A 24722-nucleotide genomic window follows, 5' to 3' on the forward strand; every position below is an offset into this window, starting at 1 on the left:
CGGACTGAATCCACCATCTTTTTTCTTTATCTTCTGTTATTAATAACCTCTCTCGCCATATCTGCAAGTTCTCCGGCAGATAATTTTCCATCTATTTGCAGCAAATCATACTGGATGCCATCCTTATTCCAGTTAACGCTTTGAACCTGACTGACTTCAATCTGAGAAGTACTGTCATCGTAACTGAATACAACTTTTCCACTGGACTGGTCTTTTTTATCTTGTTCTGTCAATTCGTAATCATCGGATACCACTTTATTTATATAATGTACATAATACAAATTTGTTCCATTTACAGTGGCAATAATATCACCTGACGGAGTAAGTTTTGAGTTAAATTTCTGCTGTTCAAACAATACAACATCTCCATTCTTCTGATAATCAAAGGACACAGATTTAAAATTCTCAATTACATTTGCATTGCCATCCTTAAAACTGTTTTTTATAATATTGCCCTCTTTGAAGCAGTACCCGTTCTCAAAGGTATCAATCAATACCGGTCTATACCCAATATCCTTTGTAATCTGTTCTGACGTTGGAAGAGATGTATAATCAGCACGTGATGCAGATGAACCTGTCCACATTGAAATCTTTCCTGTTGCTGCCATAGCCGTAACTCCAATTGTAAGTGTTGCAGCTATCAACAAAGGTAATATTTTCTTTTTTGATCTCATAGTCGTTTGCTTCCTTTCTGTATCTGCGAAGTCAAGTTTTGCATAAACTCTCTGTCTGACATTCTCTGTATCAATATCAAGAGCATTGCAGGAAATATCTGCCTGTTTTTGTATTCCCAATTCTTTAAGCAAATTTTTTCTTCTCATAATTTTTCCTCCGCATCCGATAACATTTTTCTGAGTTTTCGTTTTCCTCTTGAAAGTCTGGTCTTAACTGTAGAAATATTAAGTCCCATTGCTTTTGAAATATCCTTGATTTTTTCATCAAATTTATACCGCCTTACAAAAATCTCGCTGTCAGGTTCGCCAAGGCTCATAACTGTTTCCCATACATAATTATTGTGAAAATTCTCTTCCATGAAATTTTTGCCATCTGACAGTTCAATATCTTCAAGAGATGTATGATCCATCTTTCTGTTTATCCGTTTCAGAGCAAAATTCCGGGCAACAGCAGCAAGATATGACCGTAATGTACCTTTCTGCAAATCTATCCTCCCGGTATTCTTCCAAAGTACAACAAACACATCTGCCACAATTTCTTCAATATCCTCTTTCGGCAGTGAATTGCCGGCCATATGATACAAAACAGTACTCAAATACGGCGTATAAATTCGGATTGCTTCATCTATTGAATTTTTTTCTCTGTTCCTGAGACGCTGCAAAAGTTCTTCTTCATCTGTCATATCAATCCTACTTTCTTTTTAATATTTTCAAAAATTAAAAGCTTTTAACCTTTACATTCTTATATATCCTGTCAAAGAGCAAAAAGTTTCAATTTTAGAAAATTATGATATTGATACACCACTTTACAACTTTTTTATAAAAAAATATCGTACAGGATTTCCTGATGTATAATGAATTTGGCATAAAACATTACAAAGGAAAGTGAACCTGTACGGCAAAAACATTATACAGCGAAAAAATACTGATAGGCAGACTTCAGCAATATTTTTTGATCTATTTTGAAACTTTTTCTGTTCCGACAGCAGATACCTTATTTCTGCTGATATTATCTATACTGAGCCGCACACAACGGTTCCAACTATCTGAATGGACACTGCTTTGTGAGAGTCATGCTCTGCGTACCTGTCTGGAATGGGGATAAAGTATCTCATCTTTCATTGCACATATACAGAGAAACTGGGTGAGAAAACAGTGAAAGCATATCGGATTGATCTTAAGCAGTGTTTTGTTTTTGTCGCCTGTGAAGAGCAAGACAAAGAGAAGCTTGAGGAATATATTACGGAATTACATAAAAAATACAAACACAAACAGAACAGAGATTAAAAAAGTGGATATTTCGTTGGCAATGGAAGAGGCAACGGAAAAAATACTTTTATGAGAACCGATTTCCTTTCCGATGCATCTAATTAGTGTAAAAGTAAACATGAGTAGTAATCCAGCTGGACAAAAGGAGAAGACAAAGTTATGACAAAAGATGTATTTATTAAGGAGGTCCGGGATGCAGAAGCCATGCTGTATCATATATCGAAGTCCATTCTGAAGAATGACTCTGATTGTGGGGATGCTGTGCAGGAAACAATTCTTAAGGCATATGAAAAACTTCCCACTTTAAAGAAAGAAAAATATTTCCGAACATGGATCACAAGGATATTGATCAATGAATGCAAAGGGATTCTTCGGAAAAGAAAAAATGTTATTCCATATGAAGAATATATGGACAATATGAAAATGACTGAGGAGGACAGATACAGTCATCTGTATATGGCGATTATGGAACTTCCGGAGGATCTGAGGGTTTTGGTAACATTGTATTATTTAGAAGGATTTTCATTGAAAGAGATCAGTGAGGCTCTGGATATTCCGGAAGGAACGATCAAAAGCAGACTTTCACGTGCAAGAGAGTTTTTGAAGGTGCAGTTATCCGAAGAAGAGAAAAGAACGGCAACTGGGAAAAACAGCAAGCAATTAAAGAGAATAACAGGAAAGGGGAAAATGTCATGTTAGAGAAGAAATGGAATAATATCGCACCGGAAGTACCACAGGGTTTTCATAATAAATTTGAAGATACACTAAAACAGATTGAACAGGCGGATTCAGTTGATAAAAAATACAAAAGAAAAAAAATCAGTGGACGATTATTGATTGCAGCAGCAGTAATCTGTACTGGTATGGCTGTTACTGTGGCTGCAAAAGAGTTCTTTAAATGGAATGATTACCTGGTGAAAAGACTGGATCCATCAGAGGAACAGCAGGAGACACTGCAGGAATCAACTTATATTCAGAATATAGACCAGTCTGTAACACAAAATGGTGTGACGGTTACCCTGACAGATTCTATTCAGGATCAGGGATTCCTGTATGTTTTTTTTGAAGTGAAAACAGAGGACAGTATTTCTATGACTGATCATACTTCTTTTGAGGAGATGACACATTTTAAGATCGATGGAAAAGAAGTATATGCAGTGGACGATAACAGATTTGGAAGTTTCAATACTGGGGTAGGACAGGATGTGTTACTGAAAACAGATCAAAATTCTGCACATCTTAAGTATTTTAACGCCTGTATATCTTATGACAGTGATTATGATCTGAGTAATAAAACAGTAGAAATCACATTAAAGAATCTTACGGAGGAAGGAGATTATGATACGACTGTTATTACAGATGGAACATGGGATTTTAAATGGACTCTGGGTGCAGTAAAGCCTCCGACAACTCTGGAAGTGAACCGGAAATGTGATTTTGGAGGTTATGAAATCACAGTGAAAAAAATGGAAGTAACGCCCCTTTTATGGTCATTATATCTTGATTATGATGAAGCTATGAAGGTGTATGAAGATGAGAAAAACAAGTTTGAGTACACAGGTACGGATTATGGCATGGATCTTTATGCCAGAGCTAATATTGACCAGGTGCGTTATAAAGATGGAACGGTTTTAACACTTGATATGACCATGGGAGGCATTGCTGGCGGTGGAGAAAAACAGGATAAGGAAAATGGTGTCGTGATCATCAGAAACAGCTTCCCGCAACTGGTTGATGTAGATAACCTGCAGGCGGTACATTTTGGGAACATTGACCAGTGGCTTGAAGTGCGGGGATAAAAGTTTTTTCGGTGATACAGAAAAATCCTCCCATAATTAGATAATGAGAAAATACAAAAAGAACCGATACAAGGTCTTTGCAAGACTGATATCGGCTCTTTTTGGCTAAGTCTGCCAACTGTAAAATTTTGTTTATATATTAACGCATCCTGTTCATGTACAGGAAACGGATTCTAGCGTATACTGAAATTATTGATTACAAGGTCTACATGAACTGCAAATACAGATTCCGGGTTATATCCGGAAGCCATATTTTGCACTTACCGGTAAAATCTGTAATAGTTGGCATAAAAATTCATTACATATTCGATATAAGCTTTAAATCTTTTCATTGTCTGTTCCTCCTTTCTTTATCTTATGGCTGTATTATAAAGCAGGTTAACCGGGAGTTCATGCCAAATAGAAAGAAAAAACAGACAAATCTTGCAAAAAAAGGAGGATGATATAAGTAACTAAATATATTGTAAAAAGATATTAAATGTGTTTAAATATACTTATGGAGGTATATTATGGACACATCAAATATCACAAATTATAAACCAAAAGATTTTGCTGAATTATTAGGTGTTTCTGTAAAAACGCTTCAGAGATGGGACAGAGAGGGAATCTTAAAAGCAAACCGAACTCCAACAGACAGGCGTTATTACACATATGACCAGTATCTTCAATTTAAAGGTATAAATATAGAACATGATAAACGAAAAGTTGTTATTTATGCAAGAGTATCTACCAAAAACCAAAGGGATGATCTTCAAAATCAGACAGCATTTCTGCGTCAGTTCTGTAATGCCAGAGGAATGATCGTAGACCAGTGCATGGAAGACTATGGAAGCGGACTTAATTATAACCGCAGGAAATGGAATGGATTACTGGACGAAGTCATGGAGCAGAAGGTCAAAACCATAGTGATCACGCATAAAGACAGATTTATCCGTTTTGGATACGACTGGTTTGAAAGATTCTGCATGAAATTCCACACAACGATACTGGTGGTGAACAATGAAGAACTGTCACCACAGGAAGAACTTGTACAGGATATTATTTCCATCCTTCATGTATTTTCCTGTAGATTATATGGACTTCGTAAGTATAAAAAACAGATAGAAAAGGATGAGGAGATTGCTGAAGAGCTTCAAGACAGAGATCGATCCTACAGAAGAGCAGAAGATCAAAATACATAAGACAATCGGCACATGCAGATATATTTATAATTTCTACCTGTTTCATAATAAAGAACGTTATGATGCCGGTGAAAGATTTATGAGCGGCAAGTCGTTCAGTGTATGGCTGAACAAAGAATACCTTCCAGGGCATCCGGAATATTTCTGGATCAGAGAAGTCAGTTCCAAATCGGTAAAGAATGCAATCGAAAATGCCTGTACCGCTTTTTCAAGATTTTTTCATCATCAGAGTAGTTTCCCGAGATATAAGAAAAAAGGAAGATCTGATGTAAAAATGTATTTTGTAAAGAATAATCCCAAAGACTGTCTCTGTGAACGTCACAGGATCAAGATCCCAACACTTGGCTGGGTAAGGCTGAAAGAAAAAGGTTACATTCCGGCCTCTAAGGATGGATATGTGATCCGAAGCGGGGCAGTTTCCATGAAAGCAGGCAGATATTATGTGTCTGCACTTGTCGATATACCTGCTCCGGAAGCAGATGGAAATTTCACTGATGGGATCGGAATTGATCTGGGGCTGAAAGACTTTGCAGTTGTGTCAAATGGAACTGTATACAGAAATATCAATAAAACAGCACGGATCAGAAAACTTGAGAAACAATTAAGACGGGCACAGCGAAAGCTTTCCCGTAAATATGAGAACTTAAAGAAAGGAGAGACCACTCAAAGAGCAAATATATGCAAACAAAAGCTTAAAGTACAGAAACTTCATCATCGGATAGAAAATATCCGTACAGATCATATCAACAAGGTAATATCTGAGATAGTGAAAACCAAGCCGTCTCATATAACGATCGAGGATCTGAACATATCCGGGATGATGAAGAACCGGCATCTCTCAAAAGCAGTTGCGTCCCAGAAATTCTATGAATTCCGGACAAAATTGAAAACAAAATGTGCTGAATATGGAATCGAACTGAGGGTAGTTGACCGATGGTATCCATCTTCCAGGATCTGCCACTGCTGCAGCTGTATTAAAAAAGATCTGAAACTTTCAGACAGGATCTACAGATGCACATGTGGATATATTGAGGACAGAGATCTCAATGCAGCACGGAATCTGAGAGATGCAGAGACTTACGAAGTTGCATGATCCCGCAAACGTAAGTATGTACCGAAGGCTATTTCGGGAATTAACGACTGTGGAGTGTACTTAGGATCTGTGAGTAGAGATAACTCCGGTTACTCAAAAGCATACACAAAGAAACAGTAAGCGGTATTCGTGAGAATCCGCATTATCTCGATGTGAGTATGTTTAATCACATTTTGAGTGGCAGATAGAGTAAATGTTTCCTGTATATGAGGAGAAAAAAGAAAACCTTCATTTTAGAAGTAAAACGTCCAGACATGCTTCCCCACACCTTCATAACTCCATAGAATTTATATATATTACAGAAGGAACCCTGGAGCTTGGGATGGGGCAGGAACTGTATCATATGGATAAGGGGGATTTTGCAGTAATCTTTCCGGATGTGATCCACCATTATCAGGTGTTTTCACCAGGGATAAACAGAGCCTGGTATCTGTGGGCAGGGATGACGCTGACAGGACAGTTTGCAGATACAATACAGAAATCATGTCCGGATAATCCAGTAATCACATCGAAGAATTTACACCCGGATATCCGGAATGCAGTTAAATGTCTTTATGATAATAAAAAAAGAAAAGATAAGAACCCTGTTGTTGAACAGGCGTATGTACAGATTCTGCTTGCAAGGAGCATCCCCTGTTACAGACTGGCGGAAAAGAGCAGTGTGGAGAGCAGTGATATTATCTATCAGACAGTATCTTATATTGCAAAACATTTTAAGGAACCAGTCTCGCTGGAATCCATGGCAAAAGATCTGGGGATAAGCAAATTTACACTTTCGCGGGTGTTCTCAGGGACTTTCCACAGGAATTTTAACCAGTATCTTAATGAGCAGAGGCTCAATTATGTCTGTGTACATCTGGAGTGTACAGATAAAAGCATCACGGATATATGTCTGGATGCTGGCTTTGACAGCCAGAGGACATTTAACAGGGTATTTCGGGAACGGTACAGGATGACGCCCAGAGAGTATCGTTCCCTTTATAAAGAAAAATACATTTTACAGACACAGGAAATGGAGGAATTGTGAATAAAACTATCCTGAACAAATACAAGGTTTTTATATTCTGTATTTTTACAGGATAGTTTTTTTATACCTATACAGAAATACGGAAAATCTAAAAAAGGTCCTAAAAAAAGATATCCAAAAAAGCAATTGTAATAATATACAAAAATTACACATAAAAATTATGCAATTGTTACATTGGCAAAAAAAACGGGCCTGAAGCTTTATGAGAATTTTATAAATTGAAAAATTTTGTGCATGTTTTGTCAAAATCTGTTTATATGAATTTAACAGAGAAAAGGATATAATTTTCATCGAACAAGAGATGCGTAGGAAATAGCAGATGTGAGAACAAGAGGAAGAGACAGAAGCAGGGAGACAGAAGCAGAGAAGCAGAAAGCCATCAGATATCTCACAGGTTTAAACGCATGAAAACAACCTGGAGAAACCAGGAGAAAGCGAAGGGAAAAATGGAAGAAAAGAAGTACTTGAAATGGTATAACAAAGTTGGATATGGTTCAGGAGACATGGCTGGAAATGTGGTATATTCATTTCTGTCATCCTTTATCATGATCTATCTGACCAATATAGTTGGTCTGAATGCAGGTATCGTCGGAACACTTATTGCAGTATCCAAACTGTTTGACGGTGTAACGGATATCTTTTTTGGAGCTATGATCGATAAAACAAAGAGCCGTCTTGGAAAAGCAAGACCCTGGATGCTTTACGCATACATTGGCTGTGCGGTAACCCTGATAGCAAACTTTGCTATTCCGACTAACATGGGAAAATTTGCACAGTATGCATGGTTCTTCATTGCATACACCCTTTTAAATGCCGTATTCTTTACTGCAAACAATATTGCCTATGCGGCACTTGTAGCATTAGTAACCAAGAACAGTAAGGAACGAGTTGAGATGGGATCCTGGAGATTCATCTTTGCCTTTTCAACTGTCCTTATTATTCAGTCAGTGACAGTTAAGTTTGTACAGATCCTTGGAGGAGGGGCATACGCCTGGAGAGTAGTTGCAATCGTGTTTGCCATTGTAGGTGTCATTGTAAATACCATCTCTGTTTTCTCTGTAAAAGAGCTTCCGGAAGAGGAACTGAATGGTGATGGGGTTGTTGATGACGAGATAGAGAAATATGGTCTTGTAGAGGCAGCAAAACTTCTGTTTTCTAACAAATATTACATTATGATTTCCGTAACATATATTGTACAGCAGACATACTCTGCCATGCTGAACATGGGTATTTACTATATGACATATGTCCTTCTTAATGAAGATCTTTATGCTGTATTTTCCTGGGCGATCAATATTCCACTGATCATTGCACTGATCATAACACCTACCCTGGTAGCAAAATGGAAAGGACTTTACAAACTGAATATAGTAGGTTATGCAATTGCAACTGTCGGAAGAGCACTTGTTGTTGTTGCAGCTTATATGCACAGTGTACCTCTTATGATTCTCTTTACTGCTGTATCCTCATTCGGACAGGGACCATGGCAGGGAGATATGGGAGCAGTTGTGGCAAACTGTTCTGAATATACTTACCTTACAAAAGGCAAAAGAATTGATGGAACCATGTATTCCTGTACATCTTTCGGAACCAAGCTTGGTGGTGGAATTGGTACTGCACTGACAGGATGGCTTTTAGCTGCAAGTGGATTCAATGGTGAAGTTGTTACCCAGTCTGCATCCTGCCTGAATATGTTACATTTCATGTATCTGTGGTTCCCTGTAATCCTTGCTTTAATTATCACGTTCATCATGACAAAAATGAATGTAGAAAAAGCAAATGAAGAACTGAAAAGCAGAAGATTAAAAGGTTAAAATGGAATTACCGTTTTTCTGAAGAGAGGAAACGATAAAAATAAAAAGGGGAATTCGATATGAACTATAATGGTTTGAAAGAAGATAAAAGATTAGTTAAAGCGGTACCATCAGCAAGACAGATCGCATATGAAAACATGGAATTTTTCTGTTTCATTCATTTCACTGTAAATACTTTTACCGGCAGCGAATGGGGAGATGGAACAGAACCGGAATCCATTTTTAATCCGACAGAGCTGGACGCACGCCAGTGGGCAAAAACAGCAGCAGAGGGCGGGATGAAGGGATTGATCCTCACATGCAAACATCATGACGGATTTTGCCTGTGGCCATCCAAATACACCGAGCATAGTATCAAAAACTCCCCGTACAAAAACGGAAAAGGGGATATTGTCAGAGAAACAGCCGAAGCGTGCCGGGAGTTTGGACTCAAATTTGGTGTTTATCTTTCACCCTGGGACAGAAACAACAGCAGCTATGGAAAGGGAAAAGAGTATGACGATTACTATCTGAACCAGCTGACAGAGCTGCTGACAGAATATGGTGATATCTTTGTAATCTGGCTGGACGGTGCATGTGGTGAGGGACCAAATGGAAAGGTTCAGAAATACGACTGGCAGAGATATTATAAAGTGATGCGTGAACTGCAGCCAAATGCGGTGATTTCTATTTCAGGCCCGGACATCAGATGGTGTGGAAACGAGGCCGGGGAAGTAAGACCGAGTGAATGGAGCGTTGTTGCAAAGGATATGACTGATCCGGCGATCACAGCAGCGTTAAGCCAGCAGGAAGATAATGAAGAATTCCGGAACCGGCCGTTGGACGAGACCCAGACAGATCTTGGAAGCAGGGAACGCCTTGCAAATGAAAAAGAGCTTGCATGGTACCCTGCAGAGACGGATGTTTCTATCCGTCCAGGCTGGTTCTATCATGAGGAAGAAGATGACCAGGTCCGCTCCTTTGAGAACCTGAAAGACATTTACTTAAAATCCGTAGGGGGAAATACCACATTATTATTAAATCTTCCTCCGATGAAAAATGGCCGTATCCATGAAACAGATGCTGCAAATCTGAAACAGTTGGGCGAGTTTATTGAGAATACCTTTAAATATAATCTGGTTGATGAAGCAGGTATCACATCTATCCCGCCACTGGACCGCTGGGAGAAAGAACCTACAGTATTAAGAAATGATGATTATGAGACTTATTTTATGAACGAAGCGGGAACAAATAAGCTCATGATCAAGATTAACTGGATCGAGAAAAAGAAACTTAATTATCTGGTACTGAAGGAGGCCATTCCATTCAGCCAGAGAGTAGAAAAGTTCAAAGTCTGCTATGAAGAAAATGGATCTATGAAAGAATGCTATAATGGAACTACCATTGGATATAAAAAGATCATTGATCTTAAAGGAATCCAGACAGATTTTCTGGCGATCGTGATCGAAGACTCCAGAGTAGCACCGGTAATGTCTTTCGTGGGAGTATATTGATCAGGAACTGATATTTTCAGCTGAAAACTACGCGTTGTGTTCTCACTGTTATCTGCAGTGGCGAATAGAACGCGTAAATTTTCGGCAGATTATGGCAATCTTGCAAATAGCATCTCTGAAAGTAAAAATATCTGATATAATGTAAAAGTTATGGAATGTTGGAATCGTGAACTTTCTGATATAATGAAAACACAAATGAAGGGAGATTAATCAGTATGAGCACAGATACGAGAAAATGGTTTAAAGAAGCCGGATATGGAATGATGATTCATTGGGGCCTGTATTCACTTCTGGCCGGAGAATGGAAAGACCAGAAATGTGGAAATTACGCTGAATGGATTCAGACAAGATGCAGAATTCCGATAAGTGAATATGACAAACTGGCAACGGCATTCAATCCTATCTATTTTAATGCGGATGAAATTGTAAAATTTGCAAAAGATTGCGGAATGAAATATCTTGTGTTTACAAGCAAACACCATGAAGGCTTTGCCATGTACCATTCTAAGGTGGATAAATTCAATGTGGTGGATGCGACACCGTTCAAACGCGATGTTTTAGGAGAACTTGCAGAAGCTTGCTACAAAAACGGGTTAAAGTTTGGATTATATTATTCCCAGGATCTGGACTGGCATGATAAGAATGGTGGAGGATATTTATCCGGACACATTCCGTGTGAGGGAACAGCATGGTGCAATGACTGGGATTTTCCGGATAATGATAAAAAAGATTATGATGTGTGCTTTCGCAATAAGATTTATCCTCAAATCGAAGAACTTCTGAGAAATTATGGGGAATTGAGCCTGATTTGGTTTGATGTTCCGATAACATTGGAAGAGAAGCATAGTCGGGCGATTTTTGATCTGGTAAAAAAATATCAGCCAGATTGTCTGATCAATTCAAGGCTTGGCAATGGAGCATATGATTATGTATCACTGGGAGACAATGAAGTACCGGAATCTATACCAGATGATGCGGAACTGAAAGAAAGCATGATGAATGCATTTGACGGATTCAAGCCATCACCTTATGGCCTGTACGAGACTGCGGCAACTGTGAATAACAGTTGGGGATATTGTGCATGGGATCAAAATTGGAAATCTGCAAGAGAGATCGCAGATATAAAACAAAAATTAAATCATCTGGGAATTAATTATTTGCTGAATGTAGGACCTGATGGACTCGGGAGAATCCCGGCAGAATGCAGGAGAATTTTACGAAATGTAGCGAAATATGATTAATCTGAGATTTAAAGCGGCAGGAAAATTATTTCCCACCGCTTTTTATGTATAAAAACTGATGAGGGGCGGTTATGTATAGTTGCTTAGAACAATAAGTGAGAATCCTCGGCAATTCAATTACCGAGATGAAAGCGCATGCATGTGCGTATCTGCACATACTTGTAATGCAGAAGCATATTATCGGCGGTGTAATGGCAGGTGCAGTGAACGGGTAAAGATTCATTAAATATAGATAACCGTACAGTCGGAAAAATGGCTCTGTAACAAAAGACCGTTTTTCCGGCTTTTCATTTTGTCAGCAGTGAGGCATTCATACCGTTTATAAATCTGTAAGATCTGAGTCATTGGGGTATGTCATGACGGGTAATCAAATATATGACATAGATTCTGCAATTGTAGAAAATGGGATTGACTTTCTAATTCTACAGATGTAAAATTAGAGATGATTTCTACAAAAGTAGAAAAAGAAGGGAGAACACAAGCTGAGGCGCAGACTCACAGACCACTATGATTACGATGTGACCATGTGGGATTCACTTGTGATAAAAAAGTTGCTGCAGCGTATAAACTACATCAAATAGATACGGAGGATAAAATGTGTGGAATCTGTGGATTTACAGGTTATAGACAGGATCAGAAGACAGTAATTGAAAGGATGATGAAAGCCATTGAGCATAGGGGCCCGGATAGTGAGGGCTCTTTTTGCAGGGAGAAGATTACGCTGGGCTTTCGAAGACTTAGTATTATTGATTTAGAAGATGGGCAGCAGCCTATGGAAAGTACGGACGGAAACCTTCATATTGTTTTTAATGGAGAAATCTATGATTATAAGGAACTGCGGGCAGAACTTGAGGATTTCGGCATTTCTTTCTGTACTCATTCTGACACGGAGGTTCTGGTAAATACTATTCAGCTGTATGGGGAGAAGGCACTGAATAAGCTCAGGGGAATGTTTGGGTTTGCTGTATGGAATGAACAGGAGCAGAGTTTGATGCTTGCAAGGGATTTCTTCGGAATTAAGCCTGTGTACTATGCCGAAATAGATGGACACTTTGTATTTGCTTCTGAAATTAAGAGTATCCTTGCATTTCCAGGCTATGAAAGGAAAGTAAATCAGAAGGCACTGGAGCAGTATTTGTCATTTCAATATTCCCCTCTGGAAGAAACTTTTTTCAGGGGGATTTATAAGCTTATGCCAGGTCATATGCTTTTATATAAAAACGGAAACTATGAGATAAAGACTTATTTCAAAACAAAGCTTGCACCAGGCCAATGGGACCGTAAGACGAATATGGAGCAGCTGCGGAATCAGCTTGCAGAGAATTTAAAGGATTCAGTGGAGCACCATATGTTAAGTGATGTGGAAGTCGGCGCGTTTTTATCCGGGGGAGTGGATTCCGGTTATCTGGCTTCTTCCTCTGGTGCAGATCAGGCATTTACAGTGGGATTCGATGAGGGAGACCGATATAGTGAAGTAAACAAAGCTGCCAAAGTGGCAGAAAAAGCAGGTTTGAAACACCATGTGAAAATCATATCCAAGCAGGAATTCTGGGATGCCCTTCCAGATGTTATGTATCATATGGATGAGCCCCTTGCTGATGCTTCCGCCGTTGCACTCTATTTTCTCTCAAAAGAGGCGGCAGGTCATGTCAAGGTTGTTCTTTCCGGAGAAGGAGCAGACGAGCTTTTCGGTGGATATAATATTTACAGAGAACCGGAATCATTGAAAAAAATTGCCTGGATTCCATTTGGTGTCAGACGTGTAATTGGAAAACTGGCTGCAAAGCTGCCGGATGTGAAGGGACGAGATTTCCTTATCCGTGCAGGAATGAAAGTGGAAGAACGTTTCATCGGAAATGCATATATTTACCGTGAAAAAGAGAAAGCGCAGATTTTGAAAAATAAAGTAACAGGACCTTCCACACAGGAATATTTAAGACCATTTTTTGAAGAACTTGAGTCAGAAAACAGAGGATTACTTCAAGACATGGAAAAAATGCAGTCTGTAGATCTGAGATACTGGCTTCCTGGCGATATTTTGCAGAAAGCAGATAAAATGAGCATGGCACATTCATTGGAAGTCAGGGTACCATTTCTGGATAAAGAAGTTTTTGACTTTGCAGCAAAGCTTCCGAAAGAAGCCAAGATTGCAGCGGGTACAACCAAATATATTTTCCGTAAAGCTGTTTCAGAATTTCTTTCACAGGAAACCGATGAACGTAGGAAACTTGGTTTTCCAATTCCAATCCGTGTGTGGCTGCGGCAGGATGACTGGTATCAGAGGGTAAAGGAGTTATTTACCTCGAAAGAAGCAGAAGAATTTTTTCATACAGAGGAACTGCTTCGGCTTCTGAAAGACCATAAAGAGAAAAAGGCAGATAACAGCCGTAAGATCTGGACAGTTTTGACATTCCTTATCTGGTATGATAGATTTTTTGCTACATGCTCGAAGTGAGAGAGTTGGTTATGAGACGGTAAAAATATAAATATACGAAAAATCCGTTGACAATGGTATTTGGGACTTTTATGATAAAATTCTATTTGTTTGTATAGAAACTTTCGGATTATTGGAGGAAGAGTTTAAGGAGTATGTGGGTGGAAATCTGAAAGATTTTACGGTTTTGGATGCTTTCGACTCATTGTTCTTAAATGGAAAGGCAAATCAGGAAACGCAATTTCAGCAGTTTGCTTCCTTGGAAATCCACAATTGCAGTCTGTGGCATCTAGGAAAGGAGTTATATTACTATCCTGTATATTTGTTGGATTTATTCTTTTGTTACTTTATAGAGAAACATTTGTTCATCTTAGCATAATTTACAGAAGAGAAAAATATAGTGCAGGTAGTAGTGTAAGAAATGTGATCGAACCAAAAGACCTTGGGATGCAGTCCGGTTGTGACGATGCATGTAACTGGGATGATAAGGAGAATATTTATGATTGAAGCTGTAGCAGTACTTCTTTTTTTTATAGTTGCAGGAACTCTATGGGGGATAATAGAAACTTTTAAATATAGGAAATTTTTTTCAAGAGACTGTGAAAACGGACAAATCTCCACTATTAAAGCGTACCGAATAAAGCGACGTGGATCCTGGCGGATTTTTGGTGACCGTATTCTAGATGAAAAATCGTTTCTGGTAATGAGGGAAAAGGAGTCAAAGTTAAAAATTCATTAATTCAATAGCGGGGTATTTTAAATGGCTGAACAAAATGTTTTTAATCTAATGCAAAACGATGAGATTGGGCTGTTGTGGAAAAAGATATATCAATTACATCAAAAAACCAAAATTTATCTACTTACAGCCGAAGAAATATCAGAAAATGGTGATGCATTAATTCAGCCATTAAAAGAGCACCGGGATGCATATGATCATATTGTAAGGATTTTTGCAAGCACAACCAAAAAGTGCCGGAAGGATACGATTACTATTCTTATATCAAAGGAAACCTTGAGAAAGCATATGGACATGAGTATCGTGCTTTTTTTGATACGGCAGACTGGCTTGCATACAATCTGCGGCATAATTTAAGAGAGCGCATAAATGCGATTCCATATAATAAAAGAAATCAATTAATCCCAAATTGCAAAGAAACAATCAAATTATTGAACCAATACCCATTTGAAATTTCTAATCTACGAAATGACAAGGATATAGTAAAAGAGTCTGATTCGGATGAGACAATAAAAGAATATGAAAATTTGCTTAGGCAACTAATAAAGTTATATAAAGAAATTGATTCAATTTGATGTTGGTACAAAAACAATTAATAGACTGATTGATCGTCGAAAGGTATCTGTTTGTCCATATCAGTGATATGTTACTCCATAAGGATAGTTCAGGAATATGTAGAATATTACACTTGCAAAAAAAATCTGAGTGCAGAAGTGGCAGACCTTTTTTACAAGTGTAATACGGTTTTGCTTTCAAGAGCGACTCAACGACTTGAATATCAGACAATTTAGAGGAATACATTTTATCTGGAAAAGATATTTCTTCAAATGAAAAAATAGCAAAGCATGAGGTCTGGGCGAAAGAATTGCTGAAAAAATATTCGGATATTAATGCAGAGAACATTCATGCAATTCTTCAAAAAGAAGTAGGACTGGTGTTTGTACATGTGCTGGAAGAGGCCGGAGTTTATAAATGCACACCAAAAGGAAGAGAAGATTTTATGCGTTTTGTGGAAAGTTTATAGGATGTGTTTTGACCGTGATTATAATGAATGCTGTAGTATAAAGTACAAAACTACAGAACAAGAAAATATTTTATAACAGCAGTTGCAGCCGGTATCTCATGATATATAAAATGAGAATATCGGCTGCTTTTCATTATTTTTACCCCTAAAAGGTAATCTTCTGAAAACCAAAACTGTAGTTTGGATCTCAACTGAAAAAAATTAAATTTTTTTGTTACCATCCACTATTTTTTACGATATATAATATGAATGGAAATTTTTTTATTCAAAAAGGCGCCTTATCTGTTGCTGGTCAGATTATGGACAGTGACTTTTATCTTAAAGAAACCCGGAGGACAACCTGTAAATGAATGATGATGAAATTATAAACCTGTTTTTGAAAAGAGATGAGAATGGAATTATAGAATTGAGTACTAAGTATCACCCTTATTGCTACAAGATTGCCTGGAATTTATTGGCGAATAGAGAAGATGCCGAGGAATGTCTGAATGATACCTGGTTTTCGGTATGGTCACAGATTCCTCCTACGCATCCTTCTGTATTGGCACACTTTTGCGGTCGGATTACAAGAAATCTTAGTATTGACCGCTTAAGGAAAAAGTTTGCAGGCAAGCGCCCGGATGTTCATATGGCAGATGTTATGGAGGAAATGGAGCAGCTAAATGTAACTTATACCGTGGAAGAACAGCTGGCGGAAAAAGAACTGATGGAAACCATAAATCGTTTTTTGGAAGAAATGTCTCCAAAGGACAGAAATATTTTTGTACGAAGATACTGGTTTTTAGATCCTGTTTCTGCAATATCCAAAAGGCATCATATGTCAGCGGGAAGCGTGAAAATGAATTTATACAGAAACCGGAAAAAGCTGTTGAAACTGTTGGAAAAAGAAGGAGGACGCATATGAAAAAGTTTGATTTTTCAAAAGAATTTGGTAATATTGATCCGAAATATATAGAGGAAGCAGAGCGGGAATGGAGTGAAAAAAAGGAAAACCGGAGACCAAAAGGGTGGAGCAAAGCAGCAGCTGCCTGTGTGATCGTCACCTTGGGTTCTGTTATCTTTTCTAATCCACATATCCAGGCTGCAATAAAAAATATTACATTGTCCATAGGAGAAACCCTTGGTTTCCCAAAAGGTATTGAATCTTATACGGAAGTGTTGAATACCTCTAAGGAAGACAAAGGAATTACTGTAACATTAAAAGAAGTTGTTCTGGATAATGGGGTTCTGTTAACAAAGGTGCATGCAGAAAAAACATCTTCCGGGCAAAAGGACACGGATGATGTCCAGGATGCCTGGACCTTTGCCAATACACAGCTTGACATTGATTATCAGAAAACTACAATAAATGGACAGAAAATTGAAGAATACGAAAGCGGACACTATCTGCCATATTCGGACGAAGATTTGCTAAATACTGGACTGGATGAAAATGTCTATGATGCTGTTCTGGAATCTCGATTTTCCCTTGATGGTGATTTGGGAGAAAATCCGGAAGTACATTTGGTACTCGGTGCCTATCAAAATGAAAATCTTGGCGAAGATTATTTCGCAGAGTTTGAGTTTGATTTTTCTATTCCCCATGAGGAGCTTATGAAACAGACAGTTCATAAAAAGCTGGAAGATGTTTCTGTTAAAACAGAAGAAGGAACCGTAAAATTAACAGACTTTTCCATGAATAAACTGCAAAGTATAATTAAGGCAGAAATTCCGGAAGAACTTGAGGAAAAGCTGTATAATGGTAATGAGATGATGCTTATGGGGACAGACAGTAAAGGAAATCAGGTACAGTATGAACTGCGCAGTAATTCGGCAGATGGTAAATCTCAATGGAGTTTTAAAACCAGTTTCTGGGGTATGTATCAGCTGGATTCTGACGGCCCGGTTCTTTTGCTCCCGGATATTGACAGCGATTATCTGGAATTACAGCTTTATACCAGAGAACCTTACATGGCTGCTGCAGACACGGTCTGGGTTGATGACGATTTTGTAGAAATTGGTGAGACTACAGAAGAGGTAGAAGAGGTTCCGGAGGATACTTTGGAGGATAAAAATCCGTCAGATGCAGAGGATCAGGTTGAAACTCAAATTATCGGAGGGGCAGATGCTCCCACAGAAGTAAGGCTTCAAGACGATACAGACCAGAAAGAAAATACCGACGCAGCAGATAAAACGGATGAAGATTACGGAACCGAAGAAAGCGCATACTATGATGGAGCTACAGGTGAAATCACTGCAGAATCCGGTTGGACACCTGTCGGAGATAAAATAAGGATTCAGATTAGGTAGAGAAACGTGAATCTGTTTTCAAAAATCCCATGTCAAAGAAGCTTTGCATACCTGTTTTTTCGATGTAAAAGGTAAATTGCTTTTCATTTGGCAGAAATTTTTATATAATCCAGGTGAGAAAGCAAAACCGATTGGAAGAACAGGAGCAGAGCAATATGAACATTGGAACGCAGATATTAAAAATACGAAAAGAAAAGGGACTGACCAGGAGAAATTTGGAAAAATATTTCATGTTACCAGACAGACTGTGTCTAATTGGGAAAATGAAAAGAGCTATCCGGATCTGCAGATTCTCATAGACATCAGCAACCGTTTTGATATTTCTCTCGATGTCTTAATAAAGGAAGATGTCAAAATGGTAAAAACCATGGATAAAGAAAGAGTGCTTGGATCATTGAAACGGGAAAAGTCTGTTATTGACTTTTTTACAGGTGCAGGAACTGGAATTGTAATCACCTGCCTGTTTTCAGCTGATACAATGGTCAGAACGGTTACCATTGTATTAGGCGTGGTCATGATCGGAATTGGCTGGTACCGGGAAGCAAAATATGACAAAAGATTGTTCTGATATATGAATGATGAAGAACGGTGAGGTGGAGAATATGAAAATCTGGCGTGAACTGTTAGGCTATGTGAAATTGATTGTAATAGTAGTGGCAATTACTCTGGTTATCAATAATGTTGTTTTGATTAACGCAAAAATCCCTTCACCCTCCATGGAAAAAACACTTATGGTGAAAGACCGCCTTTTCGGCTTTCGGCTTGCGTATGGAATTAATCTTAATCTGTTCGGTTAAGAAATTTCTGAAAAGTTCAAGGACCCGGAGCGATTTGATATTGTAATATTCAAATACCCAGATGATGAAAGCCGTCTTTTTATCAAAAGAGTGATCGGACTGCCGGGAGAAGTAGTGGAAATTAAGAATGGGAAAGTTTACATTGATGGTTCACCCACTCCATTGGATGACTCTTTATTTGACCAGCTTGTGGGGAAAGCTGTTGTAAGATACTATCCATCTTTCAAGTGGTTAGGATAATAAGAAACGCGAATATCAGTGGCCTATTAAGCACTGGAATATTCGCGTTTTTTATTTGATAATGGAAGTCGATTTTTGTCCTGCCTTGTGTATCCCAAAAGTGCCTGTTTTACAGGCTTTCCGGGGTATCAGTCATTTTGTCTGGTATTGTAAAGCAGTGTCAGATTTGTCGTAAATGTCGTAAATTTGTGGTCAAAAAATGATGAGAAATGGAGAGTGCTAACAAAATGAAATTAACGTATACGAATGTAAATGGATATCTGCTTCCGGATCTTACTTATAAATCCGGTGAGCAGATGGAGCAACTTGGCAAGTATGGTTTTCTTCGCAGAGATTATCTGAAAAATCATCGAAATTCAACCTATCAGGTGATGCTTCTGCAGGATATGATTGGAAAGCATCTTCTGGAAGTGGACAAGTATTTCCTATTATGTATTTAAGAAATTCTATTTTCTTTATGAAATCTTCAAAATTTGCAGTTATCCTTTTAGCATAATCAAAAGAAAGGATAGTGTAAAATATGAGTATAATCTTGAAAACAACAAATCTCTGTAAATCATTCAGCAGGCAGACAGTTGTAAATAACATATCGCTGAATATTGAAAAAAATTCCGTTTATGGATTGTTGGGACCAAACGGAGCCGGAAAGTCCACAACACTTAAAATGATAACAGGCATTTTGAAACCGACATCTGGAAGCATTGAGTTTGACGGCCACGCTTGGCGCCGAAAAGATTTGAATGACATAGGAACCTTAATCGAAACCCCGCCTCTTTATGAGAACCTGACTGCATTAGAGAATTTAAAAGTGAGGACGGAGCTTCTCGGCTTACCGGATAAACGCTGCCATGAAGCGCTTGATATTGTCGGCCTTACGAATACCGGAAAGAAACGGGCAGGACAATTTTCTCTTGGCATGAAACAGAGGTTGGGAATTGCGATTGCAATTTTAAACAATCCCCGCCTGCTGATTTTAGACGAACCTACAAACGGCCTCGATCCTATTGGTATAGAAGAACTCCGTGAATTGATTCGTTCCTTCCCCTCTAAGGGAATTACGGTAATTCTTTCCAGCCACATTCTTACAGAAGTACAACAGATTGCCGACCATATCGGCATTATCTCGGAGGGCGTCTTGGGGTATGAGGGTGTTTTACATGCCGAAGAAAACCTCGAAAAATTATTCATGGATATTGTGAAAAAGAACAGAAAGCTTCCTGTATACTTTAAATAGGGCAAGAGATTGACACAAAAAAATACCTCAAGTAAATTTGGATTATTACTGACTTGGCCGGTTGGTAAAATCCAGAGAATACAAGAGGTATCTAACATGAATCTTAACGGCACAAAGAAGAAAAATCAAGTATCAAATGCAAATATTTTTGAACAGCAGGAGCTTCTGAAGAAAATCGAGGTGGTCAGAGAAAATTTAACAGCTTCAACCTGGCATGAGTTGGAAACCAAAGGGAAGTTCGATAAGAATGCAAAACTCAGTTTTATCTGTGATGACATGCTTATTTTAGGATGCGATGTAGGCAGTGAAACACACTATCTGAGGGCAATTGACACCAGAGGCAGAGAACTCAGTAAGTCCGCTTTTTCATTCAGCAATAATGCAGATGGATTTAGCAAGGCAAAGGAATGGGCAGTAAAGATAGCAGCCGAATACGATAAAAAACAGATTGTTCTTGGTCTTGAACCAACCGGCCATTACTGGTTCTGCCTTGCGACCTGGATGATCTCAAATGGGATCAGTGTAGTTCAGGTAAATCCGTATGCAGTAAAGCAGACAAAAGAACTTGAGGATAACAGCCAGCTGAAAGATGATACAAAAGATCCTAAGCTGATTGCAAATCTTGTAAAAGATGGAAACTTTGGAATGCCTTATCTTCCAGAGCAGCTTTATGCAGATCTGCGACGGTTATCCATGTTTCGTGATCAGCTGAATGAGGACAGGATCCGGTCGATCAACCGACTGCACCGGGAACTGAAAATATATTTTCCAGAGTACAAAGAAGCACTTGGAAAAACAGAAGGCACATTCAGCCTTGAACTGTTGAAGCAGGCACCATTTCCGGATGATCTGGCAGCTTTGAAAGAAGACGGAATCAGGCAGATCTGGCATAATGCGAAACTTAGAGGACGCGGGTATAGCAGAGCTGGAGAAATCTTGGAGTACGCCAAGGCGAGTGTTGGCATCCGTGAAGGAAAAGAAACAGGGAAACTGGTTGTACAGTGGTTTGTTCAAAAAATCCTGGAACTGGATGAGGAGCTTGCATTGATAGAAACGCAGATTAATCAGAAATGTCTGGAAATTCCCCATACGGATAAAGTTTTGGAGATATGTGGAATCGGGGAGAATACCCTATCCGGTATGGTGGCAGAAATGGGAGATATTTCCAGATTTGACGATGTAAAGGAGATCCAGAAATTAAGCGGACTTGGGCTTGTGGCAAGCAGTTCCGGCAAGCATAAGGGTGAAACCAGGATCAGTCACAGAGGGCGTAAGCGCCTCAGATATTGGCTGTTTCAGGCGGCAAAATCAGCTGTAGCACATGCGGAAGAATTCAAGAAATTGCATGTCTATTATACGACCAGGGAGCAGAATCCACTGAAAAAGATGCAGTCATTAATAGCAATCGCCTGCAAACTCCTCAGGATTATTTTTACGATTTTGAAGAAGGGAATCAAGTATGATCCCCGGAAGATGTTAAAAGATATCCGGCGGGAATCCAGGCAGGAAAGCCTGGCTGCATAAGAAGTATAAAGCAAAGCAGTATTCCAGAATCCTGCTGAGGTTCAGAAACTTCTGAAATTGAGCAGGGTTCTGGAAAAGAACCTGTTGACCCAGATCCATGGAACGTGGATCATAACGAAACGACTGGTTGAGAGATGCAGGGTAAGCGTCCGCGGGAAACCGCACCTTGCAGAATCATAAGGTCAGTAAGAATCAAACGACAAACAAGAGCTGTAGCTTGCGGTAGTTCACTCCATAGGGCACGACCCTGTTAGAAAGCTTGGCAAGCACTCGGTGTATGAACAGGTGGGACGAAGGAAGTTGGGACAGGATCCCATTAGACACGGAAGGTTCACCCTCATAGCTAACAGAGGATTATAGCCTTAAAAAGCCCCATTACCAGGACGCTTTATAAGCTATACCCTTTTATGGCTGTTCAGTACAGGATACGATGACTGTCGTACACCTTTAGCTCTGTTTTGAGAGGTAATATTTAAAGAAAAAGCCCGTAAAATCAATACTTTAGGGCTTGACATTATAGGAAGGAAATGTAAGAGTATGAAATACCTTAAATCAGAACATTTAAAATTCAGAAGAACCTTTTCCAATAAATTGTTGATAATTGCCCCATTGATTACAGCAGTTTTTGCTTGGCTTATGGCTGGATTTACTGGATTCCAATATATGACCTTGTATTGGTGGTATTCCTTTTTACTTCCGGGAACAATTACAGTTCTTTGCTATTTGTCCAATCAAAAAGAAATACGTGCAGATAAATACTATTCTGTATATTCTATGTCTATCAATCTGAAAAAATTTTGGATTAGTAAAAATCTGATTCTGATTGAAAAAATGATATTTGCGGCTTTTATATTGGCATTGTTGGTATGTGTTAGCAATATTATCTCCCCGTCAACCGTTATTTTCACACCGGGACAATCCTTTATAGGCAGTGTTGCTATTATGATAGCTTCTATATGGCAGATTCCGCTTTGCTTATTCTTGATTTTTAAAATAGGATTGTTTATGCCGCTTGTAGTAAACACTGCCTTTGGAATTTTTCTTCCCGGCTTTTTTGGAACTACCTCCTTATGGTGGCTGTGTCCATATTGTTGGGCTCCAAAGCTGGCGGAATCACTAATGGGAATTGGTATCAATGGAACATTGAATGACACTCCTAACGTTTCCATATTACCTGTCGCATTATCTTTAATTTTATCATTCATACTTTTTTTCGTACTTACTTATTTGGGTGCAGGTAATTTTAGCAGACAGGAGGCAAAATAGAATGACACTATATAGAGCAATTCGTTCAGAATTGGTAAAATTGCGCCACACACCACTATTACCAATTCATATATTCGTACCGATAGTCGGTGCAATCCTTTTTACAAGCTATTTTGGCTTATACAGTTTCCGGCCAGACTACAATAAATATAAGCTGATTTTTGAGATTACAGCTACGTTTTTTCCAATTCTTATCAGCATAATTACCGGGTTAAATACGTTTATGGAAGATCACACCGCACATTCACAGTCGATTCTGTCCGTTCCAAACAGGATAACCATTTTCTGCGGAAAGTTTCTTGTCCTTTTTGGTGGAGGCGTTCTTTCACTGATTAGTTTGGTGCTATTATTTTCTATACTGGTAGCAATACAAGGACTTATTCCACATCCACCCTATGTCATGCTGTTAGAAACAATCATAGTCCTTGCCTTTGGAAATATTATACTTTACATTTTCCATTTATTTATTGGCTTTAAGTTTGGACTTGGGCCGTCATTATTTTTAGGTGTATTTGAAAGCCTACAGGTAATTATGTACAGTAATATTGTCTTAGCGGGAGTTTGGAAGTATATCCCTTTCGCTTGGGCGATTGATTTAAGCCATTATGTGTTAGACGATAAACTATTCCTACACAAAAATGAGGTTTTTATAATGGGACTTATTACAATAATTGCTTTTATTGCAGTGACTTTTTGGATTTCACAATGGGAAGGAAGGAAAAACGATGATTAAGAAAATGATTTTACTGGTTGTTGCTATTCTGCTGATGGGAGCAAGTATGACTGGCTGTTCTGTTTTGGAAAAGGGAATTGATGAATATTCCAAAGACAAAGAAGAATGTGTGCTGAATACGGATAATGTGACACAGTTTACCTACAAGGGAGACAGCTTCACCATTCTTGATGATACGCTGTCAAATTCAGAACTTGGAGAATGGGTTGGCTATATCAGAAAACTTGCGGTCATAGATTCAAACGGGAAAATCCTGCTTCAACAGGATACAGAAAAGGCCACTTTTAAAACTTTAGCTGATATTGCTGATTCAAAACCAGACGCCGCCTATATCATTCCATTTTTAAATGTCTATACGGTCAAAGATGGAAATACGCAGGAGCTTATTGTTGACGTAAACGGAGGCTACCACAAAGCTATTCTTAATAGATTTGTTACGGACAAAGATACTATTTTTCGATACAATCAGAAAACAGAGGCAACAGCCGAAGGAGAATTTACAATAAATACGCAAAATTGTACACAGTTGCTATGCGGGGATAAAGTTTATCAGATAACAGATGAAACCGTTCCCTATGAAAATATTGGAGAATATATTGATATAATTGCTGAATCCTATACATTTGATAATGATACAAAATTACAAATTCCCAAAGAGGAACTATATCATATTGATTGGAGCGGAAAAGAGAAGAGCTCACAAAAACGAGAGCAGTGGACAATAGGCGGTATATATGAAATCTTGGACAAAGATAGAACTGATTCCGTGGCAGTAGAAGTAAATTCTGAATACCGGGTGGCAAAATGTCAGTAAAATTTGCAAAATAATATGATGGTGCTACAATAGTACCAGA

Annotated in this window: 22 protein-coding genes and 2 pseudogenes; 22 read left to right on the plus strand and 2 right to left on the minus strand. The window is 38.6% G+C overall.

The genetic code is table 11. The features are described 5' to 3' along the window. Nucleotides 1-26 precede the first annotated feature (26 nt). Both V9W66_RS18725 and V9W66_RS18730 read right to left on the minus strand, forming a co-directional pair. Entirely contained in the window at nucleotides 27-821 is a 795-nt protein-coding gene (locus V9W66_RS18725) for a hypothetical protein (RefSeq protein ID WP_144093120.1), read from the minus strand. Next, complete coding sequence (locus V9W66_RS18730; protein WP_092070503.1) at nucleotides 818-1357, minus strand: RNA polymerase sigma factor; 540 nt, start codon at nucleotides 1355-1357, stop codon at nucleotides 818-820. Before V9W66_RS18730 ends, V9W66_RS18725 begins: the two co-directional genes overlap by 4 nt. A gap of 745 nt (nucleotides 1358-2102) precedes the next feature. Here V9W66_RS18730 and V9W66_RS18735 point away from each other — a divergent pair. From V9W66_RS18735 to V9W66_RS18840, 22 genes and pseudogenes are all read left to right on the plus strand, one after another. Further along, nucleotides 2103-2642 (plus strand): RNA polymerase sigma factor, encoded by a 540-nt coding sequence (locus V9W66_RS18735; protein WP_144093122.1) that lies wholly within the window; start codon nucleotides 2103-2105, stop codon nucleotides 2640-2642. Continuing rightward, nucleotides 2636-3742, plus strand: coding sequence for a DUF4179 domain-containing protein (locus tag V9W66_RS18740; protein ID WP_144093124.1), 1107 nt, complete (start codon nucleotides 2636-2638; stop codon nucleotides 3740-3742). Before V9W66_RS18735 ends, V9W66_RS18740 begins: the two co-directional genes overlap by 7 nt. A gap of 524 nt (nucleotides 3743-4266) precedes the next feature. Then, the gene (locus V9W66_RS18745) at nucleotides 4267-4923 is read left to right on the plus strand and encodes an IS607 family transposase (protein ID WP_439362998.1); all 657 of its coding nucleotides are present in this window, start codon (nucleotides 4267-4269) and stop codon (nucleotides 4921-4923) included. Continuing rightward, on the plus strand, nucleotides 4853-6016 hold the full coding sequence (locus V9W66_RS18750) for an RNA-guided endonuclease InsQ/TnpB family protein (RefSeq protein ID WP_439362797.1): 1164 nt from the start codon (nucleotides 4853-4855) through the stop codon (nucleotides 6014-6016). The genes V9W66_RS18745 and V9W66_RS18750 overlap by 71 nt, the downstream gene beginning before the upstream one ends. Nucleotides 6017-6209: 193 nt before the next feature. Then, a complete protein-coding gene (locus V9W66_RS18755) occupies nucleotides 6210-7043 on the plus strand; it encodes an AraC family transcriptional regulator (protein WP_144095097.1) in 834 nt (277 codons plus the stop codon). Between the two features lie 446 nt (nucleotides 7044-7489). Continuing rightward, nucleotides 7490-8857: an MFS transporter gene (locus V9W66_RS18760; RefSeq protein WP_144095099.1), complete on the plus strand. Its 1368-nt coding sequence runs from the start codon at nucleotides 7490-7492 to the stop codon at nucleotides 8855-8857. Between the two features lie 59 nt (nucleotides 8858-8916). Continuing rightward, complete coding sequence (locus tag V9W66_RS18765; protein WP_026648778.1) at nucleotides 8917-10350, plus strand: alpha-L-fucosidase; 1434 nt, start codon at nucleotides 8917-8919, stop codon at nucleotides 10348-10350. 215 nt (nucleotides 10351-10565) lie between these two features. Then, nucleotides 10566-11591, plus strand: coding sequence for an alpha-L-fucosidase (locus V9W66_RS18770; RefSeq protein ID WP_144095095.1), 1026 nt, complete (start codon nucleotides 10566-10568; stop codon nucleotides 11589-11591). Between the two features lie 595 nt (nucleotides 11592-12186). Beyond that, the gene (gene asnB, locus V9W66_RS18775; RefSeq protein WP_144100563.1) at nucleotides 12187-14046 is read left to right on the plus strand and encodes an asparagine synthase (glutamine-hydrolyzing); all 1860 of its coding nucleotides are present in this window, start codon (nucleotides 12187-12189) and stop codon (nucleotides 14044-14046) included. A 478-nt stretch (nucleotides 14047-14524) separates the two neighbouring features. After that, nucleotides 14525-14764, plus strand: coding sequence for a hypothetical protein (locus tag V9W66_RS18780; protein WP_059085739.1), 240 nt, complete (start codon nucleotides 14525-14527; stop codon nucleotides 14762-14764). Nucleotides 14765-14785: 21 nt separating this feature from the next. Beyond that, entirely contained in the window at nucleotides 14786-15118 is a 333-nt protein-coding gene (locus tag V9W66_RS18785) for a hypothetical protein (RefSeq protein WP_144092538.1), read from the plus strand. 508 nt (nucleotides 15119-15626) lie between these two features. Then, on the plus strand, nucleotides 15627-15785 hold the full coding sequence (locus tag V9W66_RS18790) for a hypothetical protein (protein WP_330575200.1): 159 nt from the start codon (nucleotides 15627-15629) through the stop codon (nucleotides 15783-15785). 346 nt (nucleotides 15786-16131) lie between these two features. Next, nucleotides 16132-16689: an RNA polymerase sigma factor gene (locus V9W66_RS18795; RefSeq protein WP_114002530.1), complete on the plus strand. Its 558-nt coding sequence runs from the start codon at nucleotides 16132-16134 to the stop codon at nucleotides 16687-16689. Next, nucleotides 16686-18074, plus strand: a complete 1389-nt coding sequence (locus V9W66_RS18800) for a DUF4179 domain-containing protein (protein ID WP_144092536.1) — start codon at nucleotides 16686-16688, stop codon at nucleotides 18072-18074. Before V9W66_RS18795 ends, V9W66_RS18800 begins: the two co-directional genes overlap by 4 nt. 76 nt (nucleotides 18075-18150) lie before the next feature. Continuing rightward, the gene (locus tag V9W66_RS18805) at nucleotides 18151-18642 is read left to right on the plus strand and encodes a helix-turn-helix transcriptional regulator (RefSeq protein ID WP_439362798.1); all 492 of its coding nucleotides are present in this window, start codon (nucleotides 18151-18153) and stop codon (nucleotides 18640-18642) included. A gap of 34 nt (nucleotides 18643-18676) precedes the next feature. Continuing rightward, a pseudogene (gene lepB / locus V9W66_RS18810) lies at nucleotides 18677-19111 on the plus strand (signal peptidase I). 227 nt (nucleotides 19112-19338) lie between these two features. Further along, nucleotides 19339-19530: pseudogene (locus tag V9W66_RS18815) on the plus strand (TnpV protein); the annotation flags it as partial. A 101-nt stretch (nucleotides 19531-19631) separates the two neighbouring features. Then, on the plus strand, nucleotides 19632-20345 hold the full coding sequence (locus V9W66_RS18820; RefSeq protein ID WP_144092534.1) for a lantibiotic protection ABC transporter ATP-binding protein: 714 nt from the start codon (nucleotides 19632-19634) through the stop codon (nucleotides 20343-20345). Nucleotides 20346-20441: 96 nt separating this feature from the next. Then, a complete protein-coding gene (locus tag V9W66_RS18825; RefSeq protein ID WP_144096022.1) occupies nucleotides 20442-21869 on the plus strand; it encodes an IS110 family transposase in 1428 nt (475 codons plus the stop codon). Between the two features lie 537 nt (nucleotides 21870-22406). Continuing rightward, nucleotides 22407-23135: a lantibiotic immunity ABC transporter MutE/EpiE family permease subunit gene (locus tag V9W66_RS18830; protein ID WP_144094091.1), complete on the plus strand. Its 729-nt coding sequence runs from the start codon at nucleotides 22407-22409 to the stop codon at nucleotides 23133-23135. 1 nt (nucleotide 23136) lies between these two features. Beyond that, nucleotides 23137-23868, plus strand: coding sequence for a lantibiotic immunity ABC transporter MutG family permease subunit (locus V9W66_RS18835; RefSeq protein ID WP_144100534.1), 732 nt, complete (start codon nucleotides 23137-23139; stop codon nucleotides 23866-23868). Continuing rightward, a complete protein-coding gene (locus V9W66_RS18840) occupies nucleotides 23861-24682 on the plus strand; it encodes a NisI/SpaI family lantibiotic immunity lipoprotein (protein ID WP_144094089.1) in 822 nt (273 codons plus the stop codon). The genes V9W66_RS18835 and V9W66_RS18840 overlap by 8 nt, the downstream gene beginning before the upstream one ends. The last annotated feature ends 40 nt before the right edge of the window (nucleotides 24683-24722 follow it).

Source organism: Blautia massiliensis (ex Durand et al. 2017) (genome assembly GCF_051861785.1).
GTDB classification, from domain to species: domain Bacteria; phylum Bacillota; class Clostridia; order Lachnospirales; family Lachnospiraceae; genus Blautia_A; species Blautia_A luti_A.